The sequence below is a fragment of the Streptomyces sp. NBC_00490 genome, from assembly GCF_036013645.1.
In the GTDB taxonomy this organism is placed as follows: domain Bacteria; phylum Actinomycetota; class Actinomycetes; order Streptomycetales; family Streptomycetaceae; genus Streptomyces; species Streptomyces canus_F.
The window spans coordinates 7,259,946-7,283,763 of the sequence record NZ_CP107869.1 but is presented as its reverse complement, the minus strand read 5'-3'; the positions used below and the strand labels follow the sequence as shown (position 1 = coordinate 7,283,763).

Annotated in this window: 18 protein-coding genes and 1 pseudogene; 5 read left to right on the top strand and 14 right to left on the bottom strand. The window is 70.8% G+C overall.

Annotated features, from left to right (window positions below; genetic code table 11):
* Positions 1-386: 386 nt before the first annotated feature.
* The 3 genes from OG381_RS33400 to thyX all read right to left on the bottom strand — a co-directional run bounded on the left by OG381_RS33400 (position 387) and on the right by thyX (position 4,080).
* Positions 387-2,072, bottom strand: coding sequence for a ribonuclease J (locus tag OG381_RS33400; protein WP_327719716.1), 1,686 nt, complete (start codon positions 2,070-2,072; stop codon positions 387-389).
* Between the two features lie 156 nt (positions 2,073-2,228).
* Entirely contained in the window at positions 2,229-3,128 is a 900-nt protein-coding gene (gene dapA, locus OG381_RS33395; RefSeq protein WP_327719715.1) for a 4-hydroxy-tetrahydrodipicolinate synthase, read from the bottom strand.
* A 211-nt stretch (positions 3,129-3,339) separates the two neighbouring features.
* Complete coding sequence (gene thyX, locus OG381_RS33390; protein ID WP_046263471.1) at positions 3,340-4,080, bottom strand: FAD-dependent thymidylate synthase; 741 nt, start codon at positions 4,078-4,080, stop codon at positions 3,340-3,342.
* A gap of 198 nt (positions 4,081-4,278) precedes the next feature.
* On the opposite strand from thyX, the gene OG381_RS33385 reads away from it, so the two are divergent.
* Together OG381_RS33385 and OG381_RS33380 are read left to right on the top strand one after the other, a co-directional pair.
* Positions 4,279-4,518: a hypothetical protein gene (locus tag OG381_RS33385; protein ID WP_327719714.1), complete on the top strand. Its 240-nt coding sequence runs from the start codon at positions 4,279-4,281 to the stop codon at positions 4,516-4,518.
* A gap of 125 nt (positions 4,519-4,643) precedes the next feature.
* On the top strand, positions 4,644-5,198 hold the full coding sequence (locus OG381_RS33380; protein WP_327719713.1) for a hypothetical protein: 555 nt from the start codon (positions 4,644-4,646) through the stop codon (positions 5,196-5,198).
* A gap of 69 nt (positions 5,199-5,267) precedes the next feature.
* Here the strand turns inward: OG381_RS33380 and OG381_RS33375 are convergent, their stop codons facing one another.
* The 5 genes from OG381_RS33375 to rpsO all read right to left on the bottom strand — a co-directional run bounded on the left by OG381_RS33375 (position 5,268) and on the right by rpsO (position 10,700).
* On the bottom strand, positions 5,268-5,720 hold the full coding sequence (locus OG381_RS33375) for a hypothetical protein (RefSeq protein ID WP_327719712.1): 453 nt from the start codon (positions 5,718-5,720) through the stop codon (positions 5,268-5,270).
* A complete protein-coding gene (dapB, locus tag OG381_RS33370) occupies positions 5,720-6,472 on the bottom strand; it encodes a 4-hydroxy-tetrahydrodipicolinate reductase (RefSeq protein ID WP_327719711.1) in 753 nt (250 codons plus the stop codon). Before dapB ends, OG381_RS33375 begins: the two co-directional genes overlap by 1 nt.
* Positions 6,473-6,519: 47 nt before the next feature.
* On the bottom strand, positions 6,520-7,899 hold the full coding sequence (locus tag OG381_RS33365; RefSeq protein ID WP_327719710.1) for a M16 family metallopeptidase: 1,380 nt from the start codon (positions 7,897-7,899) through the stop codon (positions 6,520-6,522).
* A complete protein-coding gene (locus tag OG381_RS33360; protein WP_307025165.1) occupies positions 7,896-10,112 on the bottom strand; it encodes a polyribonucleotide nucleotidyltransferase in 2,217 nt (738 codons plus the stop codon). The genes OG381_RS33365 and OG381_RS33360 overlap by 4 nt, the downstream gene beginning before the upstream one ends.
* Positions 10,113-10,412: 300 nt before the next feature.
* Positions 10,413-10,700 carry a 30S ribosomal protein S15 gene (gene rpsO / locus OG381_RS33355; RefSeq protein WP_046263478.1) on the bottom strand — a complete coding sequence of 96 codons (288 nt, stop codon included), beginning with the start codon at positions 10,698-10,700 and terminating at the stop codon, positions 10,413-10,415.
* Positions 10,701-10,971: 271 nt separating this feature from the next.
* Here rpsO and OG381_RS33350 point away from each other — a divergent pair, with 271 nt between their 5' ends.
* Entirely contained in the window at positions 10,972-11,253 is a 282-nt protein-coding gene (locus tag OG381_RS33350; RefSeq protein ID WP_307025167.1) for a DUF397 domain-containing protein, read from the top strand.
* Between the two features lie 43 nt (positions 11,254-11,296).
* Here OG381_RS33350 and OG381_RS33345 read toward each other — a convergent pair whose 3' ends face one another.
* A complete protein-coding gene (locus OG381_RS33345; protein WP_327719709.1) occupies positions 11,297-12,796 on the bottom strand; it encodes an outer membrane protein assembly factor BamB family protein in 1,500 nt (499 codons plus the stop codon).
* 493 nt (positions 12,797-13,289) lie between these two features.
* Here OG381_RS33345 and OG381_RS49685 point away from each other — a divergent pair.
* Positions 13,290-13,370, top strand: a pseudogene (locus tag OG381_RS49685) (SCO5717 family growth-regulating ATPase); the annotation flags it as partial.
* Positions 13,371-14,252: 882 nt separating this feature from the next.
* On the top strand, positions 14,253-17,174 hold the full coding sequence (locus tag OG381_RS33340) for an AAA family ATPase (protein WP_443062057.1): 2,922 nt from the start codon (positions 14,253-14,255) through the stop codon (positions 17,172-17,174).
* Between the two features lie 74 nt (positions 17,175-17,248).
* Here OG381_RS33340 and OG381_RS33335 read toward each other — a convergent pair whose 3' ends face one another.
* The 5 genes from OG381_RS33335 to OG381_RS33315 form a co-directional block, all read right to left on the bottom strand.
* Positions 17,249-18,196, bottom strand: a complete 948-nt coding sequence (locus OG381_RS33335; RefSeq protein WP_327719707.1) for a bifunctional riboflavin kinase/FAD synthetase — start codon at positions 18,194-18,196, stop codon at positions 17,249-17,251.
* A gap of 133 nt (positions 18,197-18,329) precedes the next feature.
* The gene (locus tag OG381_RS33330) at positions 18,330-21,884 is read right to left on the bottom strand and encodes a trypsin-like peptidase domain-containing protein (RefSeq protein ID WP_327719706.1); all 3,555 of its coding nucleotides are present in this window, start codon (positions 21,882-21,884) and stop codon (positions 18,330-18,332) included.
* Positions 21,885-22,117: 233 nt separating this feature from the next.
* Positions 22,118-23,023, bottom strand: coding sequence for a tRNA pseudouridine(55) synthase TruB (gene truB / locus OG381_RS33325; protein ID WP_327719705.1), 906 nt, complete (start codon positions 23,021-23,023; stop codon positions 22,118-22,120).
* A complete protein-coding gene (gene rbfA / locus OG381_RS33320) occupies positions 23,020-23,466 on the bottom strand; it encodes a 30S ribosome-binding factor RbfA (protein WP_266887322.1) in 447 nt (148 codons plus the stop codon). The genes truB and rbfA overlap by 4 nt, the downstream gene beginning before the upstream one ends.
* Positions 23,467-23,513: 47 nt before the next feature.
* Positions 23,514-23,807, bottom strand: coding sequence for a DUF503 domain-containing protein (locus tag OG381_RS33315; protein ID WP_327719704.1), 294 nt, complete (start codon positions 23,805-23,807; stop codon positions 23,514-23,516).
* Between the last annotated feature and the right edge of the window lie 11 nt (positions 23,808-23,818).

Here is a 23,818-nt window from a genome sequence, read left to right as displayed (position 1 = left end):
CGGAGACGGGGTATCAACTAATCTGGCGTTGATTTTTGGCACGCTGTTGAGTTCTCAAGGAACGGACGCTTCCTTTGTACTCACCCTCTCGGGCTTTCCTCCGGGCTTTTCCCTTCGGTCTTGCGTTTCCGACTCTATCAGACCGTTTCCGGTTCCGATTTCCTCGGTGCTTTCCAGGTTCCCGCTTTCGCGTTTCCCTTTCCGGCGGCTCCGACTTTATCAGAGATTCTGAGTCGGAATTCCCACCCGCTTCGGGGACTGGTTCCGACGCACGAAGCGATCGGGTTCCCGTTCAGGCGGAGCCGTAAACGTACTGGAGCGGGGCTCCTCGATGCAAATCGAGGAGCCCCGCTCCAGGTTCACGCGTACGGATGTCCGACAGGCCGTCAGACCTCCACCACCACCGGGAGGATCATCGGCCTGCGGCGATAGGTGTCGGAGACCCACTTGCCCAGGGTCCGCCGCACCAGCTGTTGCATCTGGTGGGGTTCGACCACACCGTCCTGGGCCGAGCGCTCGAGGACCTCCGTGATCCTCGGGATCACGTCGGCGAACGCCGAGTCCTCGATACCCGAGCCACGGGCCTGGACGTGCGGTCCGCCCGTGATCTTCCCGGTCGACGAGTCGAGGACCACGAAGACCGAGATGATGCCCTCGTCGCCGAGGATGCGGCGGTCCTTGAGGGCCGGTTCGCCCACATCGCCGACCGAGAGGCCGTCGACGTACACGTAACCCGCCTGGACCTTGCCGGAGATCTTGGCCTTGCCCTCGATGAGGTCGACGACGACGCCGTCCTCCGCGATGACGATCCGGTCGTGCGGGACGCCGGTGAGGGCGCCGAGCTCGGCGTTGGCGCGCAGGTGCCGCCATTCACCGTGGACCGGCATCAGGTTCTTCGGGCGGCAGATGTTGTAGAAGTACAGCAGTTCGCCGGCCGAGGCATGGCCCGAGACATGGACCTTGGCGTTGCCCTTGTGGACGACGTTGGCGCCCCAGCGGGTCAGGCCGTTGATCACGCGGTAGACCGCGTTCTCGTTGCCGGGGATCAGGGACGACGCCAGGATCACGGTGTCGCCGTTGACGATCCGGATCTGGTGGTCGCGGTTGGCCATCCGGGACAGGGCGGCCATCGGTTCGCCCTGGGAGCCCGTGCAGACCAGGACCACCTCGCGGTCGGGAAGGTCGTCGAGCGTCTTGACGTCGACCACCAGGCCCGGCGGGACCTTCAGATAGCCCAGGTCCCGCGCGATGCCCATGTTGCGGACCATCGAGCGGCCGACGAAGGCGACCCTGCGGCCGTACTCGTTGGCCGCGTCCAGGATCTGCTGGATGCGGTGGATGTGGCTGGCGAAGCTCGCCACGATGATCCGCTTGCGGGCGTTGCCGAAGACCTGGTGCAGGACGTTGGAGATGTCCCGCTCCGGCGGGACGAACCCCGGCACCTCGGCGTTCGTCGAGTCGGACAGGAGGAGGTCGATCCCCTCCTCGCTCAGGCGTGCGAACGCGTGCAGGTCCGTCAGACGGTTGTCCAGCGGCAGCTGGTCCATCTTGAAGTCGCCGGTGTGGACCACCATGCCCGCAGGGGTGCGGATGGCCACGGCCAGAGCGTCCGGGATGGAGTGGTTGACCGCGATGAACTCGCAGTCGAAGGGACCGATGCGCTCGCGGTTCCCCTCCACCACCTCGAGGGTGTACGGACGGATCCGGTGCTCCTGGAGCTTCGCCTCGATCAGAGCGAGGGTCAGCTTGGAGCCGATCAGCGGGATGTCCGGCTTCTCGCGGAGCAGGAAGGGGACGGCACCGATGTGGTCCTCGTGGCCGTGCGTGAGCACGATGCCCTCGATGTCGTCGAGGCGGTCCCTGATGGACGAGAAGTCCGGCAGGATCAGGTCGATCCCGGGCTGCTCCTCCTCGGGGAAGAGGACGCCGCAGTCGACGATCAGAAGACGGCCGCCGTACTCGAAGACCGTCATGTTTCGGCCGATCTCGCCGAGACCGCCGAGCGGGGTTACCCGCAGGCCGCCCTCCGGGAGCGGCGGGGGCGTACCGAGTTCAGGATGCGGATGACTCAAAAGACTCTCCTCACCACACGCGCCACGTACCGGTAGGGCACGTGGCGCGCATGACGTTCGTGCTAGTAGCAGTTGTCGTTGTGGGTGGCAGGCACCGGTGGCCTGCCTATTCAGTTGTGAAGTCTGTTGCGCGCCGGGGGCGCGCGAAGTCCGTTGTCAGAGCTGTACCCCGCCGGCGGCAAGATCGATCTTGAGCTGCTCGGTCTCTTCTGACGTGAGCTCCACCATGGGGGCGCGCAGGGGTCCGGCGGGCAGGCCCTGGAGGGCGAGCGCGGCCTTCGTGGTCATGACGCCCTGCGTGCGGAACATGCCCGTGTAGACCGGGAGCAGCTTCTGGTGGATCTCGGTCGCCTTCTGGACGTCGCCGGAGGTGTACGCCTCCACCAGTGCGCGCAGCTCGGGGGTGACCAGGTGGCCGACGACCGAGACGAAGCCGACCGCGCCCACGGAGAGCAGCGGCAGGTTCAGCATGTCGTCGCCGGAGTACCAGGCGAGGCCGGAGCGGGCGATGGCCCAGCTGGCGCGGCCGAGGTCGCCCTTGGCGTCCTTGTTGGCGACGATGCGCGGGTGCTCGGCCAGGCGGACCAGCGTCTCGCTGTTGATCGGGACACCGCTGCGGCCGGGAATGTCGTAGAGCATGACCGGCAGCTCGGTGGCGTCGGCGAGGGCCTTGAAGTGCCGGTACAGGCCCTCCTGCGGGGGCTTGTTGTAGTACGGCGTGACGACGAGCAGGCCGTGGGCGCCGGTCCTCTCGGCCGTACGGGCGAGTTCGAGGCTGTGGTGGGTGTCGTTGGTGCCGACGCCGGCGACGACGTGGGCGCGGTCGCCGACCGCTTCCAGCACGGCTCGTACGAGGTCCGTTTTCTCCGCGTCGCTGGTGGTGGGGGACTCACCGGTGGTGCCGTTGATGATCAGGCCGTCGTTGCCTGCGTCCACCAGGTGGGTTGCGAGCCGCTGCGCGCCGTCGAGGTCGAGCGCGCCGTCCGCCGTGAAGGGCGTGACCATGGCGGTGAGGACCCGCCCGAAGGGGGTCTGCGGAGTGGAGGTCGGAGCCATGGGTAACACGCTACTCGCTGCTCAAGACGTGGTCTGCCCTCGGGGGGCTGGAAAAGTCATGACAAAGAAGGAGCCCGGCACTGCCTGCTCGGGGGTTCAAGCAGTGCCGGGTCCGTTTGATCAGGCTAGATGAACTTCTCCAAATGCCGCAATACGGACACTTCGCACGACTGACCCGTACATCTGTGCCCGGAGGGAGAACGCGGGTGCGTTACGGCGCCACACGACCGTTCGCGTTGAAGGCCGCGTAGGTGAGCGGCATGAGCTTGGCCCACTCCGCCTCCATCTTCTCGCCGACCATCTCGATCTCCCGCTGCGGGAACGACGGGACCTTCGCCAGTTCGTGCTGGGTGCGCAGACCGAGGAAGTGCATCAGCGAGCGCGCGTTGCAGGTCGCGTACATCGAGGAGAACAGGCCGACGGGGAGGACAGCGCGGGCGACCTCGCGGGCGACGCCGGCGGCGAGCATCTCCTGGTAGGCCTCGTAGGCCTGCCGGTAGGAGTCCTCCATCGTGCGGGTGACCAGCTGCTGCTGGGCCTCGGTGCCCTCGACGAAGACGTACTTGCCGGGGCGGCCCTCCTGGACGAGCTTGCGGTCCGCGCCGGGGACGTAGAAGACCGGCTCCAGCTCCCTGTAGCGGCCGGATTCCTCGTTGTAGGACCAGCCCACGCGGTGCCGCATGAACTCGCGGAAGACGAGGATCGGGGCGCTGATGAAGAAGGTCATCGAGTTGTGCTCGAAGGGGCTGCCGTGCCGGTCTCTCATCAGGTAGTTGATGAGGCCCTTGGAGCGCTCGGGGTCCTTCTGCAGCTCTTCCAGGGACTGCTCGCCGGCGGTGGAGACGCGGGCGGCCCACAGGACGTCCGAGTCGGCCGCGGTGTGCTTGACCAGCTCGACGGTGACGTCGCTACGGAAGCTGGGCTTGAGGTCGTCGGCGGGGGTGTCGGTCACGGCTCGGAGGGTCCTTCCATCACTTCTCTCGGGCGGCGCCCACTCTACGGCCCGGCACTGACATCGGGGCGTTCGGTGCCGGGACGCGACATCTTCGGTGAAGTTCTGCGAATTCGGGGCATCAGGGCACCTTTTGTGGCACTCGTGCGTCTGTATCAATAACAGTCACTTATTCGAGCTCGAGAGGAGCGTCCCCCGATGTTCCGTCGGCGTGAGCCCGTCCCGTTCGCCTTCGTCGCCGAGGCCGACAGGTTCCGCAGCAATGTCACTCCCCCACCCGCTGGGAAGTCCACCGCGGGGCAGATAGCCGGGAGCTGGCTTCTGGGGGTCACCATCGTCGCCGCACTGGTGGGATCCCTGATTCTCGGGATGCCGGCGCTGACGCTCGATCACTCCCCTGCCTCGACGCAGGAGTCACAAGCGTCCCAGGGACACTGACTCTCCCCCACTGCCCCAAATGGCGTGGGAGGGACCCCCATGGACCCCCAAGGGTGGATCCAGAAGACACCGGCGGATAGCCTCACCGGGCACAGCCCACCGCATGGATTGAGTGAGGACCAGTCGTGCCCCTGCCCTTCCTGACGGCCGACCGCGCATTCGAGACAGCCGACGACGTCGCGCTGCCCTTCGACGACCGCGAGCACTGGCGGCGTCCCTACCGGCCCGGCCCCTATCGGGTGGGTGCGGCGGCGCTGCTGTTGCTGCTCGCCTCGTATGTGCTGTTCGCGGCGGTCATCATCGCCCTCACCGGCTCCGCGTCCGAGGGCGGTGTGGTCTTCGGGATCGCGCTGGCCGTCATCGCCGTCGCGCTGCGGCTGCTGCGCATGGGGGTGTGGGTGAGCGCCCGCGGAGTGCGCCAGGTGGCGTTCTTCCTCACGCGTACGACGCGCTGGGACAAGATCGTCGCCGTGCGGACGGTGCAGCAGCCGGTGCGCTGGCTGGGGCTGCCGCGGACGGTGCAGGGGCAGGCGCTGACCGTCGTACGCCATGACCGGGCGGCCGGGGCCGCGGTGCCGCTGCTGACCACGCACAACGCGGACTTCCTGGCGCGCCCCGAGGCGTTCGACCGGGCTGCCGACGCGGTGGAGGCGTGGGGCGCGGAGTACCAGCGCGGTTGAGACGCCCGTAGAGACGGCGAAGGGGCCGGTCCGCAGCTGCTGCGGGCCGGCCCCTTCGGTGTGCGTCGGTCAGGCCCGGACCGGCCTTCCCTCGTGCAGGGCGATCGCGCGCTGCATCGCCTTGCGGGCGCGCGGGGTGTCGCGGGCGTCGTGGTAGGCGACGGCGAGGCGGAACCAGCTGCGCCAGTCGTCGGGCGCCGCCTCCGTCTCGGCCTTGCGCTGGGCGAAGACCTCGTCGGCCGAGTCGCGGTCGATACGGCCGCTGGGGGTGCGCTGCAGTTCGTCGAGGGGCAGGCCGCCCTCGGCGTCGAGTTCGGCGGCGAGCCGGTTGGCCTTGCGGACGAACTCGGTGTTCTTCCACAGGAACCACACGCCGATGACCGGCAGGATCAGCACCGCCACGCCGAAGGTGACGGTCAGGAGCGTGCCGGTCTGGATGAGCATGACGCCGCGGCTGCCGACCAGGACGAAGTAGAAGACCAGGACGGCGGCCGTTATGGCGTAGGACAGCTTGGCGCGCATCAGCTCAGGTCCAGGAAGTGTTCCAGGCCGAAGGTGACGCCGGGAGTGGTGACCACGCGGCGGGCGCCCAGCAGGATGCCCGGCATGAAGCTGCTGTGGTGGAGCGAGTCGTGACGGATGGTCAGCGTCTCGCCCTCGCCGCCCAGCAGGACCTCCTGGTGGGCCAGCAGGCCGCGCAGCCGGACGGAGTGGACGGGAACCCCGTCGACGTCCGCGCCGCGCGCGCCGTCCAGACCCGTCTCCGTGGCGTCCGGCGCCGGGGCCGTGCCCGCCTCGGCGCGGGCCGCGGCGATGAGCTGGGCCGTGCGCGTGGCGGTGCCGGACGGGGCGTCGACCTTCTTCGGGTGGTGCAGTTCGACGACCTCCACCGACTCGAAGTAGGGCGCGGCGATCTGCGCGAACTTCATGTTGAGGACGGCCCCGATGGAGAAGTTCGGCGCGATGAGGACGCCGGTCTCCGGGGAGGCGGCCAGCCAGCCGTTCAGCTGCGCGAGGCGCTCGTCGGTCCAGCCCGTCGTGCCGACGACGGCGTGGATACCGTGGCCGACGCAGTACTCGAGATTGGTCATCACCGAGTCGGGCGTGGTCAGTTCGACGGCGACCTGGGCGCCCGTCTCGGCCAGCGTCTCCAGCTTGTCGCCCCGGCTCAGGGCGGCGACCAGCTCCATGTCCTCGGCGGCCTCCACGGCCCGTACCGCCTCGGAGCCGATCCGGCCCTTGGCACCGAGGACCGCCACGCGCAGCTTGCTCATCTTCTTGCTTCCTTAACCGGGTTCTGGAGTCTCGGAGTCGGACCGGGTCAGGCCACGGCCTCGTGCAGCCGCGACGCCTGCTTGTCCTTGAGGGGGCCGATGACCGACAGCGAGGGCCGCTGTCCCAGGATGTCGCGGGCGACCTCGCGGACGTCGTCCGGGGTGACCGACGCTATCCGGGCCAGCATGTCGTCGACGGACATCTGCTCGCCCCAGCACAGCTCGCTCTTGCCGATGCGGTTCATGAGCGCGCCGGTGTCCTCCAGGCCGAGGACGGTGGAGCCGCGGAGCTGGCCGATGGCGCGGTCGATCTCGTCGTCGGTCAGGCCGTGCTCGGCGACGTGGTCGAGTTCGTCGCGGCAGATCTTCAGCACGTCGTGGACCTGCGAGGGCCGGCAGCCCGCGTACACGCCGAACAGGCCGCAGTCGGCGAAGCCCGAGGTGTACGAGTACACGCTGTAGGCCAGGCCCCGCTTCTCGCGGACCTCCTGGAAGAGCCGGGAGGACATGCCGCCGCCCAGCGCGGTGTTCAGCACGCCCAGCGACCAGCGGCGCTCGTCGGTGCGGGCCAGGCCCGGCATGCCGAGGACGACGTGCGCCTGCTCGGTCTTGCGGCCGAGCAGCTCGACGCGGCCCGCGGTGCGCAGGGCGCGCCTGCCCTCGCGCGGGGCGATGGGCGTGGCGTCGGTGTTCTTGAGGGCGCCCGCCTTCTCGAAGGCGGCGCGGACCTGTCGGACGACCGTGTTGTGGTCGATGTTGCCGGCGGCCGCCACGACCAGGTGTGTCGGGTCGTAGTGCTTCTTGTAGAAGCGGCGGATGCGGTCGGCGGTGAGGGCGTTGACGGTGTCGACCGTGCCGAGGACCGGGCGGCCGAGGGGGTTGTCGCCGAACATGGTGTGCGCGAACAGGTCGTGCACACAGTCGCCCGGGTCGTCCTCGGTCATGGCGATCTCTTCGAGGATCGCGCCCCGCTCGACGTTGACGTCGTCCTCGAGGATCAGCGAGCCCGTGAGCATGTCGCAGACGACGTCGATGGCGAGCGGCAGGTCGGTGTCGAGCACGCGTGCGTAGTAGCACGTGTACTCCTTCGCCGTGAACGCGTTCATCTCGCCGCCGACCGCGTCGATCGCCGAGGAGATGTCCAGCGCCGACCTGCGCGTGGTGCCCTTGAAGAGCAGGTGCTCCAGGTAGTGCGTGGCACCGTTCAGGGACGGGGTCTCGTCACGGGAGCCGACGTGGGCCCAGATGCCGAAGGTGGCGGAGCGGACCGAGGGCAGCGTCTCGGTGACGATGCGCAGGCCGCCCGGGAGGGTCGTCTTGCGGACCGTGCCGATGCCGTTCGCGCCCTTGACGAGGGTTTGGGTACGGGCGACGGCCCGCGCCTCCGAAGAGGTGCGGGCCGTCGCCGGTGAGCTACTCGACGTCACTTGTCGGTGTCGTCCTTCTTCTCATCGTTCTCTTCGCCCTCGATGACCGGGATCAGGGAGAGCTTGCCGCGGGAGTCGATCTCGGCGATCTCGACCTGGACCTTGGAGCCCACGGCGACGACGTCCTCGACGTTCTCCACGCGCTTGCCGCCGGCGAGCTTGCGGATCTGCGAGATGTGCAGCAGTCCGTCCTTGCCCGGGAGCAGCGACACGAACGCACCGAAGGTGGTGGTCTTGACGACCGTACCCAGGTAGCGCTCGCCGACCTCCGGCATGGTCGGGTTGGCGATCGAGTTGATCGTGGCGCGCGCGGCCTCGGCCTGCGAGCCCTGCTGGGCACCGATGTAGATGGTGCCGTCGTCCTCGATCGTGATGTCGGCGCCGGTGTCCTCCTGGATCTGGTTGATCATCTTGCCCTTCGGGCCGATGACCTCACCGATCTTGTCCACGGGGATCTTGACCGTGATGATCCGCGGGGCGTTGGGGGACATCTCGTCCGGCGTGTCGATCGCTTCCATCATCACGTCGAGGATGTGGAGGCGGGCGTCACGGGCCTGCTTGAGGGCCGCGGCCAGGACGGAGGCGGGGATGCCGTCCAGCTTGGTGTCCAGCTGGAGGGCGGTGACGAACTCCTTGGTGCCGGCGACCTTGAAGTCCATGTCGCCGAAGGCGTCCTCCGCACCGAGGATGTCGGTGAGGGCGACGTAGTGCGTCTCGCCGTTGATCTCCTGGGAGATCAGGCCCATGGCGATACCGGCGACGGGGGCCTTGAGGGGCACACCGGCGTTCAGCAGCGACATGGTGGAGGCGCAGACCGAGCCCATCGACGTCGAGCCGTTCGAGCTCAGCGCCTCGGACACCTGACGGATCGCGTAGGGGAACTCCTCGCGCGTCGGCAGGACCGGCACGATGGCGCGCTCGGCGAGAGCGCCGTGGCCGATCTCGCGGCGCTTCGGGGAGCCGACGCGGCCGGTCTCGCCGACGGAGTACGGCGGGAAGTTGTAGTTGTGCATGTAGCGCTTGCGGGTCACCGGGGAGAGGGTGTCCAGCTGCTGCTCCATGCGGAGCATGTTGAGGGTGGTGACGCCCAGGATCTGGGTCTCGCCACGCTCGAACACCGCGGAGCCGTGCACGCGCGGGATGGCCTCGACCTCAGCGGCGAGCGTACGGATGTCCGTGACACCGCGGCCGTCGATGCGCTTCTTCTCCTTGATCACGCGCTCGCGGACGAGCTGCTTGGTCAGGGAGCGGTACGCGGCGGAGATCTCCTTCTCGCGGCCCTCGAACTCCGGCAGGAGCTTCTCGGCGGCCAGACCCTTGACGCGGTCCAGCTCGGCCTCTCGGTCCTGCTTGCCCGCGATCGTCAGCGCGGAGGCGAGCTCCGGGCGGACGGCGGCGGCGAGCGCCTCCAGGACGTCGTCCTGGTAGTCGAGGAAGACCGGGAACTCGCCGGTCGGCTTGGCAGCCTTCGCGGCGAGGTCGGCCTGGGCCTTGCAGAGCACCTTGATGAAGGGCTTCGCGGCGTCCAGACCGGAGGCGACGACCTCCTCGGTCGGCGCCTCGGCGCCGCCCGCGACCAGCTGGATGGTCTTCTCGGTGGCCTCGGCCTCGACCATCATGATCGCGACGTCGCCGTCCTCCAGGACGCGACCGGCGACGACCATGTCGAAGACGGCGTCCTCGAGCTCGGTGTGCGTCGGGAACGCGACCCACTGGCCGTTGATCAGCGCGACGCGGACGCCGCCGATCGGGCCGGAGAAGGGCAGACCGGCCAGCTGGGTGGACGCGGAGGCGGCGTTGATCGCCACGACGTCGTACAGGTGGTCGGGGTTGAGCGCCATGATCGTGGCGACGACCTGGATCTCGTTGCGCAGGCCCTTCTTGAAGGACGGGCGCAGCGGACGGTCGATGAGGCGACAGGTGAGGATGGCGTCCTCGGAGGGACGACCCTCACGGCGGAAGAAGCTGCCGGGGATCTTGCCGGCGGCGTACATCCGCTCCTCGACGTCCACCGTGAGGGGGAAGAAGTCGAGGTTTTCCTTGGGGTTCTTGGAGGCGGTGGTGGCCGACAGCACCATGGTGTCGTCGTCCAGATACGCCACGGCGGAGCCGGCGGCCTGCTTGGCCAGGCGGCCCGTCTCGAAGCGGATGGTGCGGGTGCCGAAGGAGCCGTTGTCGATGACGGCCTCGGCGTAGTGGGTCTCGTTCTCCACTAGCGTTTCTCCATTACTTTTCGTCTTTTGTCCCGGCCCGCCCGTGTGGCGGGGGGACATGGGCGGAGAAGCGCTCCGTCTGTTGCGGGCCGGTCTTCGATCGAAGCACCCGGGTTCGCATTGCCCGGGAGCCACTACCGAGGACCGGCGGCGGCGAGGTGCACTTCTCCTCGTGGTACTGCTTGGTACTGCGTTGTGCTACCACACTACAAAGTAGGTGTGACACTCCGCACGTTTCCGCACGTACGGCAAAGGGAGCGACCCCCGACTCGTTTCGGGAACCGCTCCCCACATGACGTCTTACTTGGCGCCCGCCGCACCGCGGCGGATGCCGAGGCGGTCGACCAGCGCGCGGAAGCGCTGGATGTCCTTCTTCGCCAGGTACTGGAGAAGGCGGCGGCGCTGACCGACCAGGATCAGCAGACCACGACGGGAGTGGTGGTCGTGCTTGTGGGTCTTGAGGTGCTCGGTCAGGTCCGAGATCCGGCGCGAGAGCATGGCGACCTGGACCTCGGGGGAGCCGGTGTCGCCTTCCTTCTGACCGAACTCGGCGATGAGCTGCTTCTTCACTGCGGCATCGAGCGGCACTCGAAACTCCTCGTAGTCTGAAAATGGCCACCGAGTGCCCCCGGTCTGTGTCTCGGGGGAGCTTCCGTTACTCGGGAGGCGGGGATCCGCTGGGCGCGGCCTCCAGAGCGAAGGGCTCCGGGGGTGCGTACACGAACGGCCGTCACTCAGGGTACCAGGCAAAGGTGGGGGCCTTCGCCCCGGTTCCGGAAGCACCCTGATGGGGCGCGGGGGGCCACTAGGGTGAGCGCTCGGATCGTGGTCGTACGACGTCGGAAGGGGTCGCCGGGACATGGCGGAGACGGCAGAGGAGATCAAGGCGCGCAAGGAGCGGGAGCGGGACGAGCTCTACGCCCTCGACATCTCGGGCGTCGAGTGGCACAGCGCGCCGGGCACCGAGGAGCACGAGGAGCGGGTCGAGATCGCGTACCTGCCCGAGGGCGCCGTGGCCATGCGGTCCTCGCTGGAGCCGGAGACCGTGCTGCGGTACACGGAGGCGGAGTGGCGGGCGTTCGTGCTGGGTGCGCGGGACGGGGAGTTCGACATCGAGCCGGCGCCGCAAGAGGCGGAGTGACGGTGAGGGGCGGCACGCGTGCGTGCCGCCCCTCTTCGCTCTCTCAGTGCTTCAGTCCGGCGCCCCCGACGGCGAGGGCCATCAGGACCGGGTCGGTCGGGTACTTGTCGTCGGCGACCAGTTCCCGCTTCCCGAAGAAGACCCGGCCCCGGTGGTAGAGGATGTCCGACTGCTCCGGGTCGCTGAGCTCGCCGTCCTCGTCGTCCGGGAGGGTGAAGAGGAGGAGTGGGGTCTCCTTGTCCGTCCTCGGGTTCCAGCGCACCACGGCGGCCGGGGCGACGGTGCCCGCACCGCTCCGGTAGATCAGGAGGTCGTCGCCGCTCATCCGCAGCGGATGGACCTTCTGCAGCTCGCGCCCGTCGAACTTGCCGGCCGTCCTGCCCGTCACCAGGTCGAACGCCACGATCCAGCCCGACGGCTGGTTGGCGGCGATGTTCTCCTCGCTGGTGACGAAGGCCCGGTCGCGTCCGACGACCAGGCCGTCGCAGGTCTCGTACTCGCCGAAGAACGACAGTCCGAAGTACCGCTCGCCGCACTTCGCGTCGTAGCCGTTCAGCGCGATGGTCGTACGGCGCTTGCCCGCGCTGTCGAGCGAGATCAGGTCGGTCACCTCGCTGTCCCCCGCGGCGACGGCGAGCACCGGCGGATCGGACGACGGCAGATAGACGGTCTGGACCCCACGGGCGACCCGGTACGTCCACCGCACCTTGCCCGTGCGCGGGTCCAGCTTCTGCACCTGGAAGGTGACGTCGGGCGGTGATCCGCAGCTGAGCAGGGACAGCAGGGCGCGGCCGCCGGCGAAGGCCTTGTCCTGGCACTTGGAGCCGAGGCTGCTGTTCCACAGCTGCTCGCCGGACTTCATGTCGTACGCCACGGAGCCCTGACCCCAGGCCACGGCGACGACGCCCTTCGTGAGCGTGAGGTTGGTGTTGGTGACGTAGGCGGAGTTCGCCGCGGGCATCTTCTTCTGCCACAGCTTCTCGCCGGTGTCGAGGTCGAAGAACACCACCTGGTCGCAGACGCCCTCCTTCTCCGAGCCCTTGGGCTGCGGAGGCTGGATGACGACGGCGGTACGGCCGTCCGCGGTGACATGTCTGCTGGTGGCGCAGATCTGGCCGTCCAGCTTGAGGCTCCAGGCCTTCTCGTCGGCGTCGAGGGCGATGTTGTAGCCCTCGAGACGGTTGGCGACGCCCTTGACCATGACCTTGTCGGTGGCCCAGGTGCCGGGCGCGTAGCGAGGGGCGGCGTCGTTGGTCTTGGCGAGGTTCTCCTCGTCGTGCTCGATCATCAGCCGGCCCTCGGGCGAGGCGGGGACCGTCTCGGTCGTCTCCCTGATGTCGTCCGGGCTCTGCGCGACGGCCTGCTCGGCGCCGGCGGGTGCGCCGTCGTCCTCGGACGCGAGGAGCCAGCCGCCTCCGCCCAGCGCGACCGCCGCGGCGACCGCCACGGCGCCCAGCAGCGTCGTACGGCGGCGGCGCCTGCGGGCGGTGTCGGCCGAGAGTGCGGATTGGGTGTAGATCGAGGGAGGCGGGCCGAAGCTCACGCGAAGGAGCCCCTTCTGTTTCTGGCGGGATGGTGACCGGATCGATGACCGTTTCGGTGATCGGATCGGCCCTACTATGCCCGGCGGCCGGTTTCGGGCGAGGTTCGGGGTGGGCCGTCGTCCGCCCCAACAGCCCTGCCCGGTAAGGCGCTTCGGGAAGGTCCCGCTCGTCTCCCCTCACCTTCCGTTTATGTTCGGGGTGTTCACGAACATCGCCCTTTTTGACCATGAATGCGAAAGCTGTGTAGGCCAGTTCTGGGCAGGTTGTGACGCGGTGGACGTGCGCTCAGGGGTGGACGGGCCTGCCGGGGTGGGGCTTGTGGTGATTAGGCTGGTACCGGGGGCGGCGCCAGAACCCGTGGACCGGGCGTTGATATCCAGGGGGAGAGCCGGTGGATCGGACGACCTGGAACGACTTCGGACGACGAGAAGACGACAAGAACAGGTCGCCCCTAGCACGGTATGAGGGTGCTCGACCACATCAGGAGGAATTGTGAGCAGCGATCGGGACGGGATCCGCGGGGGCTGGGCCACACCCGGCGATGACCAGCCCGACGCGGAGTCCGCCAGCGAGATGACGGGCGAGTTCACCATCGACTACGCGCCGCCTGCCTGGTACACGCAGAACGCTTCCGGGGGTTCGGGCGACGGGGAGAACGCGTCGGGTACGGCTGGATCGGCAGGCACGGGCGGCACGTCCGGTTCAGCTGGTTCATCCGGTACGACGGGGTCGGCCGGGGCCGGTTCGCCGGCTTCGGGTACGCCCGGTGCCGCGCCCTCTCCCGTGGACTGGTCCGCTTCCTCGCTCCCGGGGCTGACGCCTCCCGCGCATTCGCGTCCCCAGGGTGCCGCTCCGGGGCCCGGGGCTCCGTTCACGCCTCCGGCGCCTGGTCCGGGCGTTCCCTTCACGCCGCCCGCGCCGGGTCCTGGTGCTCCTTTCACTCCGCCCGCTGCCGGTCCGGGGGCGCCTTTCACGCCTCCGGCGCCGACGTCTTCCGGTCCCGGGGCCCCGTTCACGCCGCCGGCTCCGGCTCCGACTCCGGGTGCGCCGTTCCAGCCGCCCGCGCCGTCGCCGTCGAGCGAGGGGCCGGGTGCGGTGCCCGGGCTTCCGGCGGGCAGCGGGTTCGAGCCGCAGCCTCCGCAGGCCGCGCAGCCGCAGCAGCCCGCACCGTCCGAGTCGTCGGCCCCGGATGCCGGGTCGCCGGCGGCCGTGCCGAACATTCCGGGGTTCCAGTCCCAGTGGGGCGCTCCGGCTGCCCCCGCGTCGTCCCCGTCGAGCTTCGCCCTGCCCACGCCGGTGACGCCGCCGGTCGCCGCGGAGCCCGACCCCGCACCGGCAGCGCCGCCCGCCGCGCCCCCGACGAGCTTCACCCTCCCCACGCCCGCGGCTCCGCCTGCCCCTGCGGCGGACGAGGAGCCGGAGTCCGGGAACGGTGACCTGGAGAGCGGCGCCACGATGCGGTTCTCCGCGGCCTCGCTGAAGCGCGAGATCGCGGAGCGCGCCACGGTGGCCGAAGAGGCCGACGGTGCCGATTCCTCCGTTGCCGACGAGCCCGTCGCCGACGACTCCGTCGAGGATGCCGTCGTGGAGCCGTCGGTGGATGCCGAGGCGGACACCCCGGGTGCCGATGCGGTGGACGAGGCCGACGACGACATCGCGGAAGCGGTCGAACCGGCTGCCGAGGACATCACGGAGCCGGACGTGACGGCCGAGGAGAACGACACAGACGCCGACGCCGACGTCCTGGCGTTCCCGGGCGCCTCCGAGGAGACCCCCGCCGAGGACACGGAGCCTGCCGCGGACGACACCTCGCTGTCCCAGGACACCGACGCCGACGTGGAGGACCCGGAGCCCGCGGCGACCGAGCCGGAGGACGCCGGTCCCGACGAGGAGACCGAGGCGGAGGAGACCGCGCTTTCGGAGGCCGTCGCCGAGCCGACCGACGCCGAGCCGGAGGACCCGGAGCTCTCGGACGCGACGCCTGCCGAGGCCGAGCCGGAGGACGCCGTACCTGCGACGGCGGAGCCCATCGACGCCGTACCCACGAGCCCTGAGCCCGCCGACGCCGTACCGGCTGACGCCGAGCCCGAGGACACCACCCCCGCGGACAGCGCACCCCAGGACGCACCCCCCGCCTGGACTCCCCCGCCGGCGCCGCAGGCCGGAATGCCGCCGCTGCCGCCGTCGTACCAACCCGCTGCTCCCGCCCCGGCGGCCCAGTGGCCGCCCCAGCCCCAGCCCCAACCCCAACAGCCGGTCCCGGCGGCACCCGCCCCGCAGCCGACGGCCGCGCAGCCTCACCCGCCCGTACCGCAGCAGCAGCCGCCCTTCCAGCCGCAGGCCCCGCAGCCCGCGCCCGCCGCCTGGAACCAGCCGCCCGCGCCCGCGGCACCCGCCCCGGCCGCACCGCAGCCCGGCACCCCGGCGGCCCAGCAGCCGCCCACCACCCCCGCCCCGCAGGACGGCCACGGCTTCCCGCAGTCCGGCGGAGCCCCCAACCCGCAGCCCGGTTACGGCTTCCCGCAACCCGGCGCCGCCCAGCCGACCGCTCCCCAGCCCCAAGGCGGCTACGGCTTCCCCCAACAGGGTCAGCCCCCGGTCGGAACTCCCTCCGCCCCGCACGCCCAACCGGCGCCCGCCCCCGGCACCCCGCAAACCACCGCGCCTCCCGCAGCGGCCGGTTACGGCTTCCCGCAGCCCGGCGGAGCCCCCGCACCCGCCCCCCAGCCGCAACCCGGCGCTGCCCAGCCCCCGGCCCCCAACGCCCAAGGCGGCTACGGCTTCCCCCAGCAGGGACAGCCCCCGGCCCCCACCCCCTCGGACCCGCACGCCCAACCGGCGCCCGCCCCCGGCCCGCAGGCCGGTTACGGCTTCCCGCAACCCGGAGCTCCGGCCCCCGCTCCCAACGCCCAGGCCGGCTACGGCTTCCCGCACCCCGGTGCTCCCAACGCCCCGCAGGCGCCCGCCCCCGGTGGCTACGGCTTCCCGCAGCCGCCCGCGCAGCAGGATGGCCAGCCCCACCCTCAGCAGGGCGTCCCGCAGGGGCAGCCCCAGCCCGACGGTCAGCCGCAGGGATTCGCCCCGCAGGCACCCCAGCCCCCCGTCGACCCCCGCACCGGTACCGCCTGGCCGCAGCCCATGCAGCACGACCAGCGGCAGATGACCAACCCCGGTGCGGCGCCGCTCGGTTACACCGCTGCGGTGGAGCTGTCCTCGGACCGGCTGCTGAACAACAAGAAGCAGAAGGCGAAGAGCGGCCGTCCCGCCGCTCAGTCCTCCCGGTTCAAGATCGGTGGCAAGAAGGAAGAAGCCGAGCGGCAGCGGAAGTTGGAGCTGATCCGTACGCCCGTGCTGTCCTGCTATCGCATCGCGGTCATCAGCCTCAAGGGCGGTGTCGGCAAGACCACGACCACCACCGCCCTCGGCTCGACCCTCGCCACCGAGCGGCAGGACAAGATCCTCGCCATCGACGCCAACCCGGACGCCGGTACCCTCGGCCGCCGGGTGCGGAGGGAGACCGGGGCCACCATCCGTGACCTCGTCCAGGCGATCCCGTACCTCAACTCGTACATGGACATCCGCCGGTTCACCTCCCAGGCGCCGTCCGGGCTCGAGATCATCGCCAACGACGTCGACCCGGCCGTGTCCACGGCCTTCAACGACGAGGACTACCGGCGGGCCCTCGATGTGCTGGGCAAGCAGTACCCGGTGATCCTGACGGACTCCGGTACCGGTCTGCTCTACTCCGCCATGCGCGGTGTGCTCGACCTCGCCGACCAGCTCATCATCATCTCGACGCCGTCCGTCGACGGTGCGAGCAGCGCGAGTACGACGCTGGACTGGCTGTCGGCGCACGGGTACGCGGATCTCGTGTCGAGGTCCCTCACCGTCATCTCGGGGGTGCGCGAGACCGGCAAGATGATCAAGGTGGACGACATCGTCAGCCACTTCGAGACGCGCTGCCGCGGTGTCATCGTGGTGCCCTTCGACGAACACCTCGCGGCCGGTGCCGAGGTCGACCTCGACATGATGCGGCCGAAGGTCCGGGAGTCGTACTTCAACCTCGCGGCGATGGTCGCCGAGGACTTCGTACGCCACCAGCAGATGCACGGCCTGTGGACCAGCGACGGCAACCCGCCCCCGGTGGCGGCCCCGCCGATGCCGGGCCAGCCCATGCCCGGGCAGCCGTACCCGCAGCAGCCTCAGCAGCCGGGCCACCCGTACGCCGCGCAGCCGGGTCAGCCCTATCCGCAGCAGGCTCAGCCGTACCCTCAGCAAGCCCAGCCGTACCCTCAGCAGGCCCAGCAGCCCGGCCAGCCCTACCCGCAGCCGGGACAGCCCGGGCAGCCGTACCCGCCCGCGCCCCCGCAGCAGTAGCCCGCACACGCGAAGGGCGGCCGGTGCTCACCAGCACCGGCCGCCCTTCGGCGTCGTGGGAACGGGACGAACGACTACTCGGCCGCCGAAATCAGCTCCCGGCACTTCTTGACGTCCTCGGCCATCTGCTCCAGCAGGGCCTCCAGGGAGTCGAACTTCGCCTGGCCGCGCACATACGCGAGGAAGTCGACGGCGACGTGCAGGCCGTAGAGGTCGAGGCCGACGCGGTCGATGGCGTACGCCTCGACCGTGCGCTCGGTGCCGTCGAACTGCGGGTTGGTGCCGACGGAGATCGCGGCCGGCATCGCCTCGCCCTGGGCGTGCAGCCAGCCGGCGTAGACGCCGTCGGCGGGGATGGCGGTGTGCGGGAGGGTCTCCACGTTGGCCGTGGGGAAGCCCAGCTCGCGGCCGCGCTGCGCACCCCGGACGACCACACCCTCGACCCGGTGCGGGCGGCCCAGGATCTCGTGGGCGCCCTCGACGTCGCCGGCGGCGACCAGTCGGCGGGTGAGGGTGGAGGAGAACGGCTCGCCGCCGCCCGCCTCGCCGCACACGAACAGGTCGATGACCTCGACCTCGAAGTCGTACGTCTTGCCCTGCTCGGCGAGGAACTCCACGTTCCCCGCGGCCTTGTGGCCGAAGCGGAAGTTGGGGCCCTCGACGACCGCCTTGGCGCGCAGCTTGTCGACCAGCACCTTGACGACGAACTCGGCCGGCGAGAGCTTCGAGAACTCCGTCGTGAAGGGCAGGATGAGGATCGCGTCCACGCCCAGCTCCGCCATCAGCTCGGCGCGGCGGTGGTGCGGGGCCAGCAGGGGCGGGTGGCTGCCGGGGCGGACGACCTCGCTGGGGTGCGGGTCGAAGGTGACGACGACGGCGGGAACGCCCAGCTCACGGGCGCGTTCCACGGCGTGCCGGATGATCAGCTGGTGTCCGCGGTGGACTCCGTCGTAGGAGCCGATGGTGACGACGCTGCGTCCCCAGTCCTCGGGGATGTCCTCCAAGCCACGCCAGCGCTGCACTGTGACCGCTCCTCGTCGAACCTGTGTCCGTATGTACGGCTTATCTCTTACGCAGGACTAAGGGTGCCATGCCGCGTCGCTCCGGCCCGCATCGGCATGGACGCTGTGACTCGACGCACGTAGGGCGGGCGGGTCAGGCGGGGACGCGGACGCCTGCCAGGTTCTCGATCATCCGGCGGGTACTGGGGCCGACCACGGCCGCCCACTGCTGCGGAGCGCCGGTCAGCCAGCCCGCCACCCGCGCCGCGAAGCCCGGCACCTGACGGCCGAGATCGACCAGGCCGCGGTCGAAACGGGCCGCGCCCTCCGGGGTGCGGACGAGGAGAAGGCCGGTGCGGTGGACGAGTTCGCGCAGTCCGTCGTCGGCGTGGCGGGCGGCGGCGCGCAGGAGGGTGTCCAGGACGGCGGGCGCGTGTTCGTGGCTCAGCAGGAATTCGAGCAGTTCTCGGCGGAGGGGGCGGGAGGCGGGGGTGCCGGGGGTGGCCAGTACGGCGGCGAGGGCGGCCCGCACCTCCTCCGAGCCGCCGTCCAGCAGGCCGGTGACCAGCGGGAGGAGTACCGCCCGCGCCCCCGGCCCCTGGTCCAGGCGCCGGTCGACGTACGCGGCCATGTCCGCCGCGGTCTCCGGGCGCCGCTCCACCGCCTCCCGCACGAGACCGGCGATCCGGCGGGCCTGCGTGGGCGTGGTGACGTCGGCGAGGGTGCGCAGGGCCGCTCCGGCGCCGGGGCGGCGCAGCCGGGCGCGGAAGGCGTCGAGGACCGGCTCCGGGTGTGTGGTCATTGCGGCGACGAGTGCACTCGGCGGGAACTGCGGGTCGCCGGCCATGAAGTGGCCGAGGGCCTGCGGGAGATGACGGGCACGCGTGCGCGGATCGCGCACGAGGAGGGCGAGCGCGCCGCCGTGCAGGGTGCAGTCGGCGGGGCGGGCGAGCAGGGTGAGCGCGGCGTAGCGCAGCAGCTCGCGGTCGGCCTCCGTCCTCAGGTGCGGGGCGGCGCACAGGCCGTACGCCACCGCCGCGACCCTCCGGTCGGGACGTTCGTCGTGCGCCCATCGGTCCACGGCCCGGCACAGCGCCGACGGTTCGTCCTCCGCGAGCACGGTGAGCAGTTCGTCGGCCCGCCGGTGCGCGCAGTCGACGAGCACCTCGGTGAGCTCGTCGAGGGCGAGCCGCCGGTGGGTGTGCAGCAGCGCCTGCGCGGCCTTCGCGACGGTCGCGTGCGGGGTGGCGGGCAGCGGGCGCTCGTCGTCGAACCAGCGCGTCAGATGCGGCGCTACGGCGGTGGGGTCGGCGGCGAGCAGCCCGGAGGCCGCGTCCAGGAAGCGGGGGGCGGTGTCGTGGGCGGGGCCGTCGGCGAGGACGAGACGGCGGAGCAGGTCGAAGAGGGTGATCGGGGGCAGAGCCAGGGCCAGCCAGAAGTCGGGGGCGAACTCGGTGGCCCGGACGGGAAGTTGGTCGAGCTCCTCGTCGAGCCCCTCGTCGCGTCCTTGGCGTCGCCAGTCCACCACGCGGTCCGCGAGCAGGCGCAGTACGCCCGTGTACGGCGTCGCGTCGGGTACGCGGAGCAACGACTCGGTGAGGAGTCGGGCCGCCCACCAGGAGTCGGGGTCGGCGTCCAGTGCCTGGATCAACTCCTCCAGGCGCAGGGCGAGTCGGGGGGTGCCGTGCTGGCGGGACTGGAGGAGCAGGGCCTGGACGACCGGGCCGATGCGGTGGTGCGGCACCGGGAAGGGGTGCGGGCTGCGGCGGTGGACCAGGGCGCGCAGGGCCTCGTCCAGGTCGAGGTGCGTGCCCTGGATCCAGTCGGCGACATCCTCGTGGGCGAAGCGGTAGCCGTTGCCCGCGGGGACCAGGAGGCCCTCGGTGAGGACGGCGGACGCCCAGCCGGTGCCGCCGCCGAGCCGGGCGGAGGCCTGGCCCCAGGGGAACACCGCCTCGAACGACTCGCGGTCCAGTTCGCCCTGGCCCGGGCCGAGGCTGCGGCGGGCGGCCTCGTGCACCTGTCCGGAGACCTTTGCGGCGAGGCGGCGTACGGCGGTGCCGCGCAGGCCGTTCTCGGCGGCGAGGCGGACGGCGATGCGCAGGCACATCAGGTCGAGGTGGGCGGCTAAGACGTCGTGGCGATCCGCGCGGGTGCCGGGCGTGTCGGTGTCGGGGAGGGCGGCTCGGACCTCGGACAGGAGGCGCAGGGTGAGGGGGTGGCGGGCGTCGGTGTCGGTGAGGGCGTCCTCGGGGATGCCGTAACGGGCCCGGGCTTGGCGGGCTTCGTCCTCGTGCAGGTCGGCCAGGTGCACGCAGGGCGGCTTCTCGCCCCCGGACGCCGGACGGGCCGGAAGTGGCTCAGCATCCGGGCCGTGCAGCATTCCTCCCGGGAACCCCTCCCCCGCCCGCTCCCAGTACTCCTCCCGGCACGCCACCACCAGTCGTGCCCTCGTCTCCCCCAGCCATGTCGCCGTGCCGTCGGTCCATTCCGTGAGGCGGTGGGCCAGGACGGGTGGCATCTCCTCGGGGCCGTCGAGGAGGAGGAGCAGGGGGCGGCCGTCGGTGTGGGCGAGCCGGGCCAGCCGCTCAGGGGTCACATCGCCCAGGTCGGCGACGTCCACCGAGCGTGACGCGGCGACGATCCGGGTTGCCCGGGTCAGCGCCCTGCGTGCCGCGTCCGCGACCGAGGTGTCGTCGTCCCTCAGATCGGCGCCGCGCAGCCACAGGGCCGGGGCGGGGCGGGCACCCCGGTTGCGGCGGGCGGCGAGGGACGCGAGTTCTGTCGTACGGCCGCTGCCGGGTGGTCCGACGAGGGCGAGAACGGCGGCCGGACCGTCGGTGAAGGCCGCGAACTCCGCTGCCGTGGCCGCCCGTTGGACCGGTGTCACCGATCCTGGGGTGCCGGTGCTCGCCCGGCCGACGTACCCCGCGAGCGCGCCCGGCGGGCCGTCCTGACCCACCGAGGTCGCCGTCAGCTCCAGTACGCCCGCGAGGTTGAGGTCCACGCCGTACGCGGGGACGGTCGCCGCGTTCTCGGCGAGGAGTTCGGCGAGCGGGCCGGGCGGTGCCGGGAGCAGGGGGACCGCGAACCCGGCGTCACGGCCGCCGCCCTGCAGCGCGGTGCCGAGGACGCCGACCACCGCGCCGGTCGCGGCGTCGAGTACCGGTCCGCCGGCCGCCCCGCCGCCCAGCCGCAGCGCGTCCCGCCCGGCCGTGCCGATCGCCAACTCCAGTGCGCTGTCCAGGAGATGGAAGCGATCCGTCGCGGTGTACGTCACGGCGGTCGCGCCGAGCACCCTCGCCTCACGCCAGCACCCGGCGGCGATCCGCACATAGGCACCGGTCTCGATCCGGTCCCGCACGGTGACGGGGAGCGGTTCGACGCCGAGCCCCTCGGTCCGTACGAGGGCCAGGTTCAGCTCGGGCAGGGCGGTCACCGCGTCGGCGGTCACCACGCAGTGGCGGTCCTCGGTGGCGTGGAGCAGCAGCCTCGGCAGTCCGTCGACGGCCTCGTGGCTGGTGATCACGGTGCCGTGGTGGTCGGCCACGAAGCCGGTGCCCCGGGGGCGGCCGGCCAGATCGTGGATCCGGACGAGGGATTCGTCGTGTGCGCGTCCCGGCCCGGAAGCCGTGCCCGAGGACGCGTGGTGCTCGCTGTCACCCGCGCGTCGGCGGCCGCCCGCAGTCCGCGGGCCTCGTCCCGCCATGGTCGAACCTCCCCGCCGTGCCCTGCCCTGTCTTCGACGGTAGGCACCAGGTGATCGGCGGGACAGATCGCGCGGTGAACGCGCCCCCGTCCGCTCCCCCGCTTCACTCCGAGCGCCTGCCCGCACGGGTGAATGGGAGGGAGTCGATGGATACACCCTAGGGGTGGGGGAACCGAGGGGGGACCGTGGAGCGGCGGACAACTCCGTGACCGCCGCTCCACGGGCGGAGCGTCTCAGCCGAAGACGGCGAGGCTCTTCGCCTTGCCCTTCTGCTCCTCCACGAGGGCCAGCAGCCGGCCTTCGGGAGTGAAGACGGCGACGGTGCCACGGCCCGTGTACTCGTCGGGCATCTCCAGGCGTACGCCGTTGGCGAGCAACCGGGCCCGCCTCTCGTCCACGTCCCAGCGCGGGAACGCGGCCGCGGCCGCCTCGGCGATCGGCATCACCGTCAGCTCCTGCTGGTGCTGCTCCAGCGTCTTGGCCGCGTCCAGCTTGTACGGGCCGACCCGCGTGCGCCGCAGCGCGGTGAGATGGCCGCCCACACCGAGGTCCGCGCCCAGGTCCCGGGCCAGCGCCCGGATGTACGTACCGGACGAGCAGACCACCGAGACGACCAGGTCCATCACGGGCGTGCCGTCCTCGGCGACGGCGTCCCGGACGTCGTACACCGCGAAGGACGAGATCTTGACGGGCCGGGCGGGGATCTCGAACTCCTCGCCCTCACGCGCCCGCTTGTAGGAGCGCACGCCGTCGATCTTGATGGCGCTGACCTTGGACGGCACCTGCATGATGTCGCCGCTCAGCTTGGCGATCCCCGCGTCGATGGCGTCCCGGGTGACCTTCGAGGCGTCTGCCGCTCCCGTGATCTCGCCCTCGGCGTCGTCGGTCAGGGTCGTCTGGCCCAGGCGGATCGTGCCCAGGTACTCCTTCTCGGTGAGCGCGAGGTGTCCGAGGAGCTTGGTCGCCTTCTCGACGCCGAGGACGAGCACACCGGTCGCCATCGGGTCGAGGGTGCCGGCGTGTCCGACGCGGCGGGTCCTCGCGATCCCGCGCATCTTGGCGACGACGTCGTGCGAAGTGAAGCCCGACGGCTTGTCGACGATGACAAGCCCGTCGGGCGTCTGGTTCTTCTGTGTCATTCGGCGGTGTCGTCCTCGTCTTCACCCGGCTTCTTGTACGGGTCCGCCTCACCGGCGTAGGCGGCTCCGGCCGAGACCTCGCGCACCTTCTCGTCGGACTGGCGCGCCTTGTCGAGGAGGTCGTCGATGGTCTTGGCGGTGTCGGGCAGCGCATCGGCCACGAAGGTCAGCGTCGGGGTGAACTTCACTCCCGCCGCCGCTCCGACGGCGGACCGGAGCACGCCCTTGGCGCTCTCCAGTCCGGCGGCCGCGGCCGCCCGCTCCTCGTCGCCGCCGTACACCGTGTAGAAGACGGTCGCCTCCCGCAGGTCACCCGTGACCCGGGTGTCCGTGATGGTGACGTGTGAGCCGAGCCGCGGGTCCTTGATCCCGCGCAGCAGCTTCTGGGCCACCACCTCTCGGATGAGGTCCGCCAGCCTCTTCGCCCGCGCGTTGTCGGCCACTGGTCCGTCTCCTTAAGTGTCTTGCTTCTTGCTGAGTCTTCGTCGCTTCAGTCTTCGTCGCCGTGGAGCCTGCGTCGAACCGAGAGCAGTTCCACCTCGGGCCGCCCGGCGACCAGCCGCTCACAGCGGTCCAGTACATCGGTGAGGTGTCCGGTGTCCCCGGACACCATCGCCAGCCCGATCTCGGCCCTGCGATGGAGGTCCTGATGGCCCGTCTCCGCCGCGCTCACCGCGTACTTGCGCTGGAGCTCGGCCACGATCGGACGGACGAGAGAGCGTTTCTCCTTGAGCGAGTGAACGTCGCCGAGGAGCAGGTCGAAGGACAGAGTCCCCACATACATGTGTGTGTCCG

Coding starts and splice junctions, on each gene's coding strand:
- OG381_RS33350 (WP_307025167.1), top strand. CDS start 10,972: ATGGCGGAGACGGCAGAGGAGATCAAGGCGCGCAAGGAGCGGGAGCGG.
- dapA (WP_327719715.1), bottom strand. CDS start 3,128: ATGGCTCCGACCTCCACTCCGCAGACCCCCTTCGGGCGGGTCCTCACC.
- OG381_RS33315 (WP_327719704.1), bottom strand. CDS start 23,807: ATGTATGTGGGGACTCTGTCCTTCGACCTGCTCCTCGGCGACGTTCAC.
- OG381_RS33375 (WP_327719712.1), bottom strand. CDS start 5,720: ATGCGCGCCAAGCTGTCCTACGCCATAACGGCCGCCGTCCTGGTCTTC.
- OG381_RS33330 (WP_327719706.1), bottom strand. CDS start 21,884: ATGGCGGGACGAGGCCCGCGGACTGCGGGCGGCCGCCGACGCGCGGGT.
- truB (WP_327719705.1), bottom strand. CDS start 23,023: ATGACACAGAAGAACCAGACGCCCGACGGGCTTGTCATCGTCGACAAG.
- dapB (WP_327719711.1), bottom strand. CDS start 6,472: ATGAGCAAGCTGCGCGTGGCGGTCCTCGGTGCCAAGGGCCGGATCGGC.
- OG381_RS33385 (WP_327719714.1), top strand. CDS start 4,279: ATGTTCCGTCGGCGTGAGCCCGTCCCGTTCGCCTTCGTCGCCGAGGCC.
- OG381_RS33340 (WP_443062057.1), top strand. CDS start 14,253: ATGCGGTTCTCCGCGGCCTCGCTGAAGCGCGAGATCGCGGAGCGCGCC.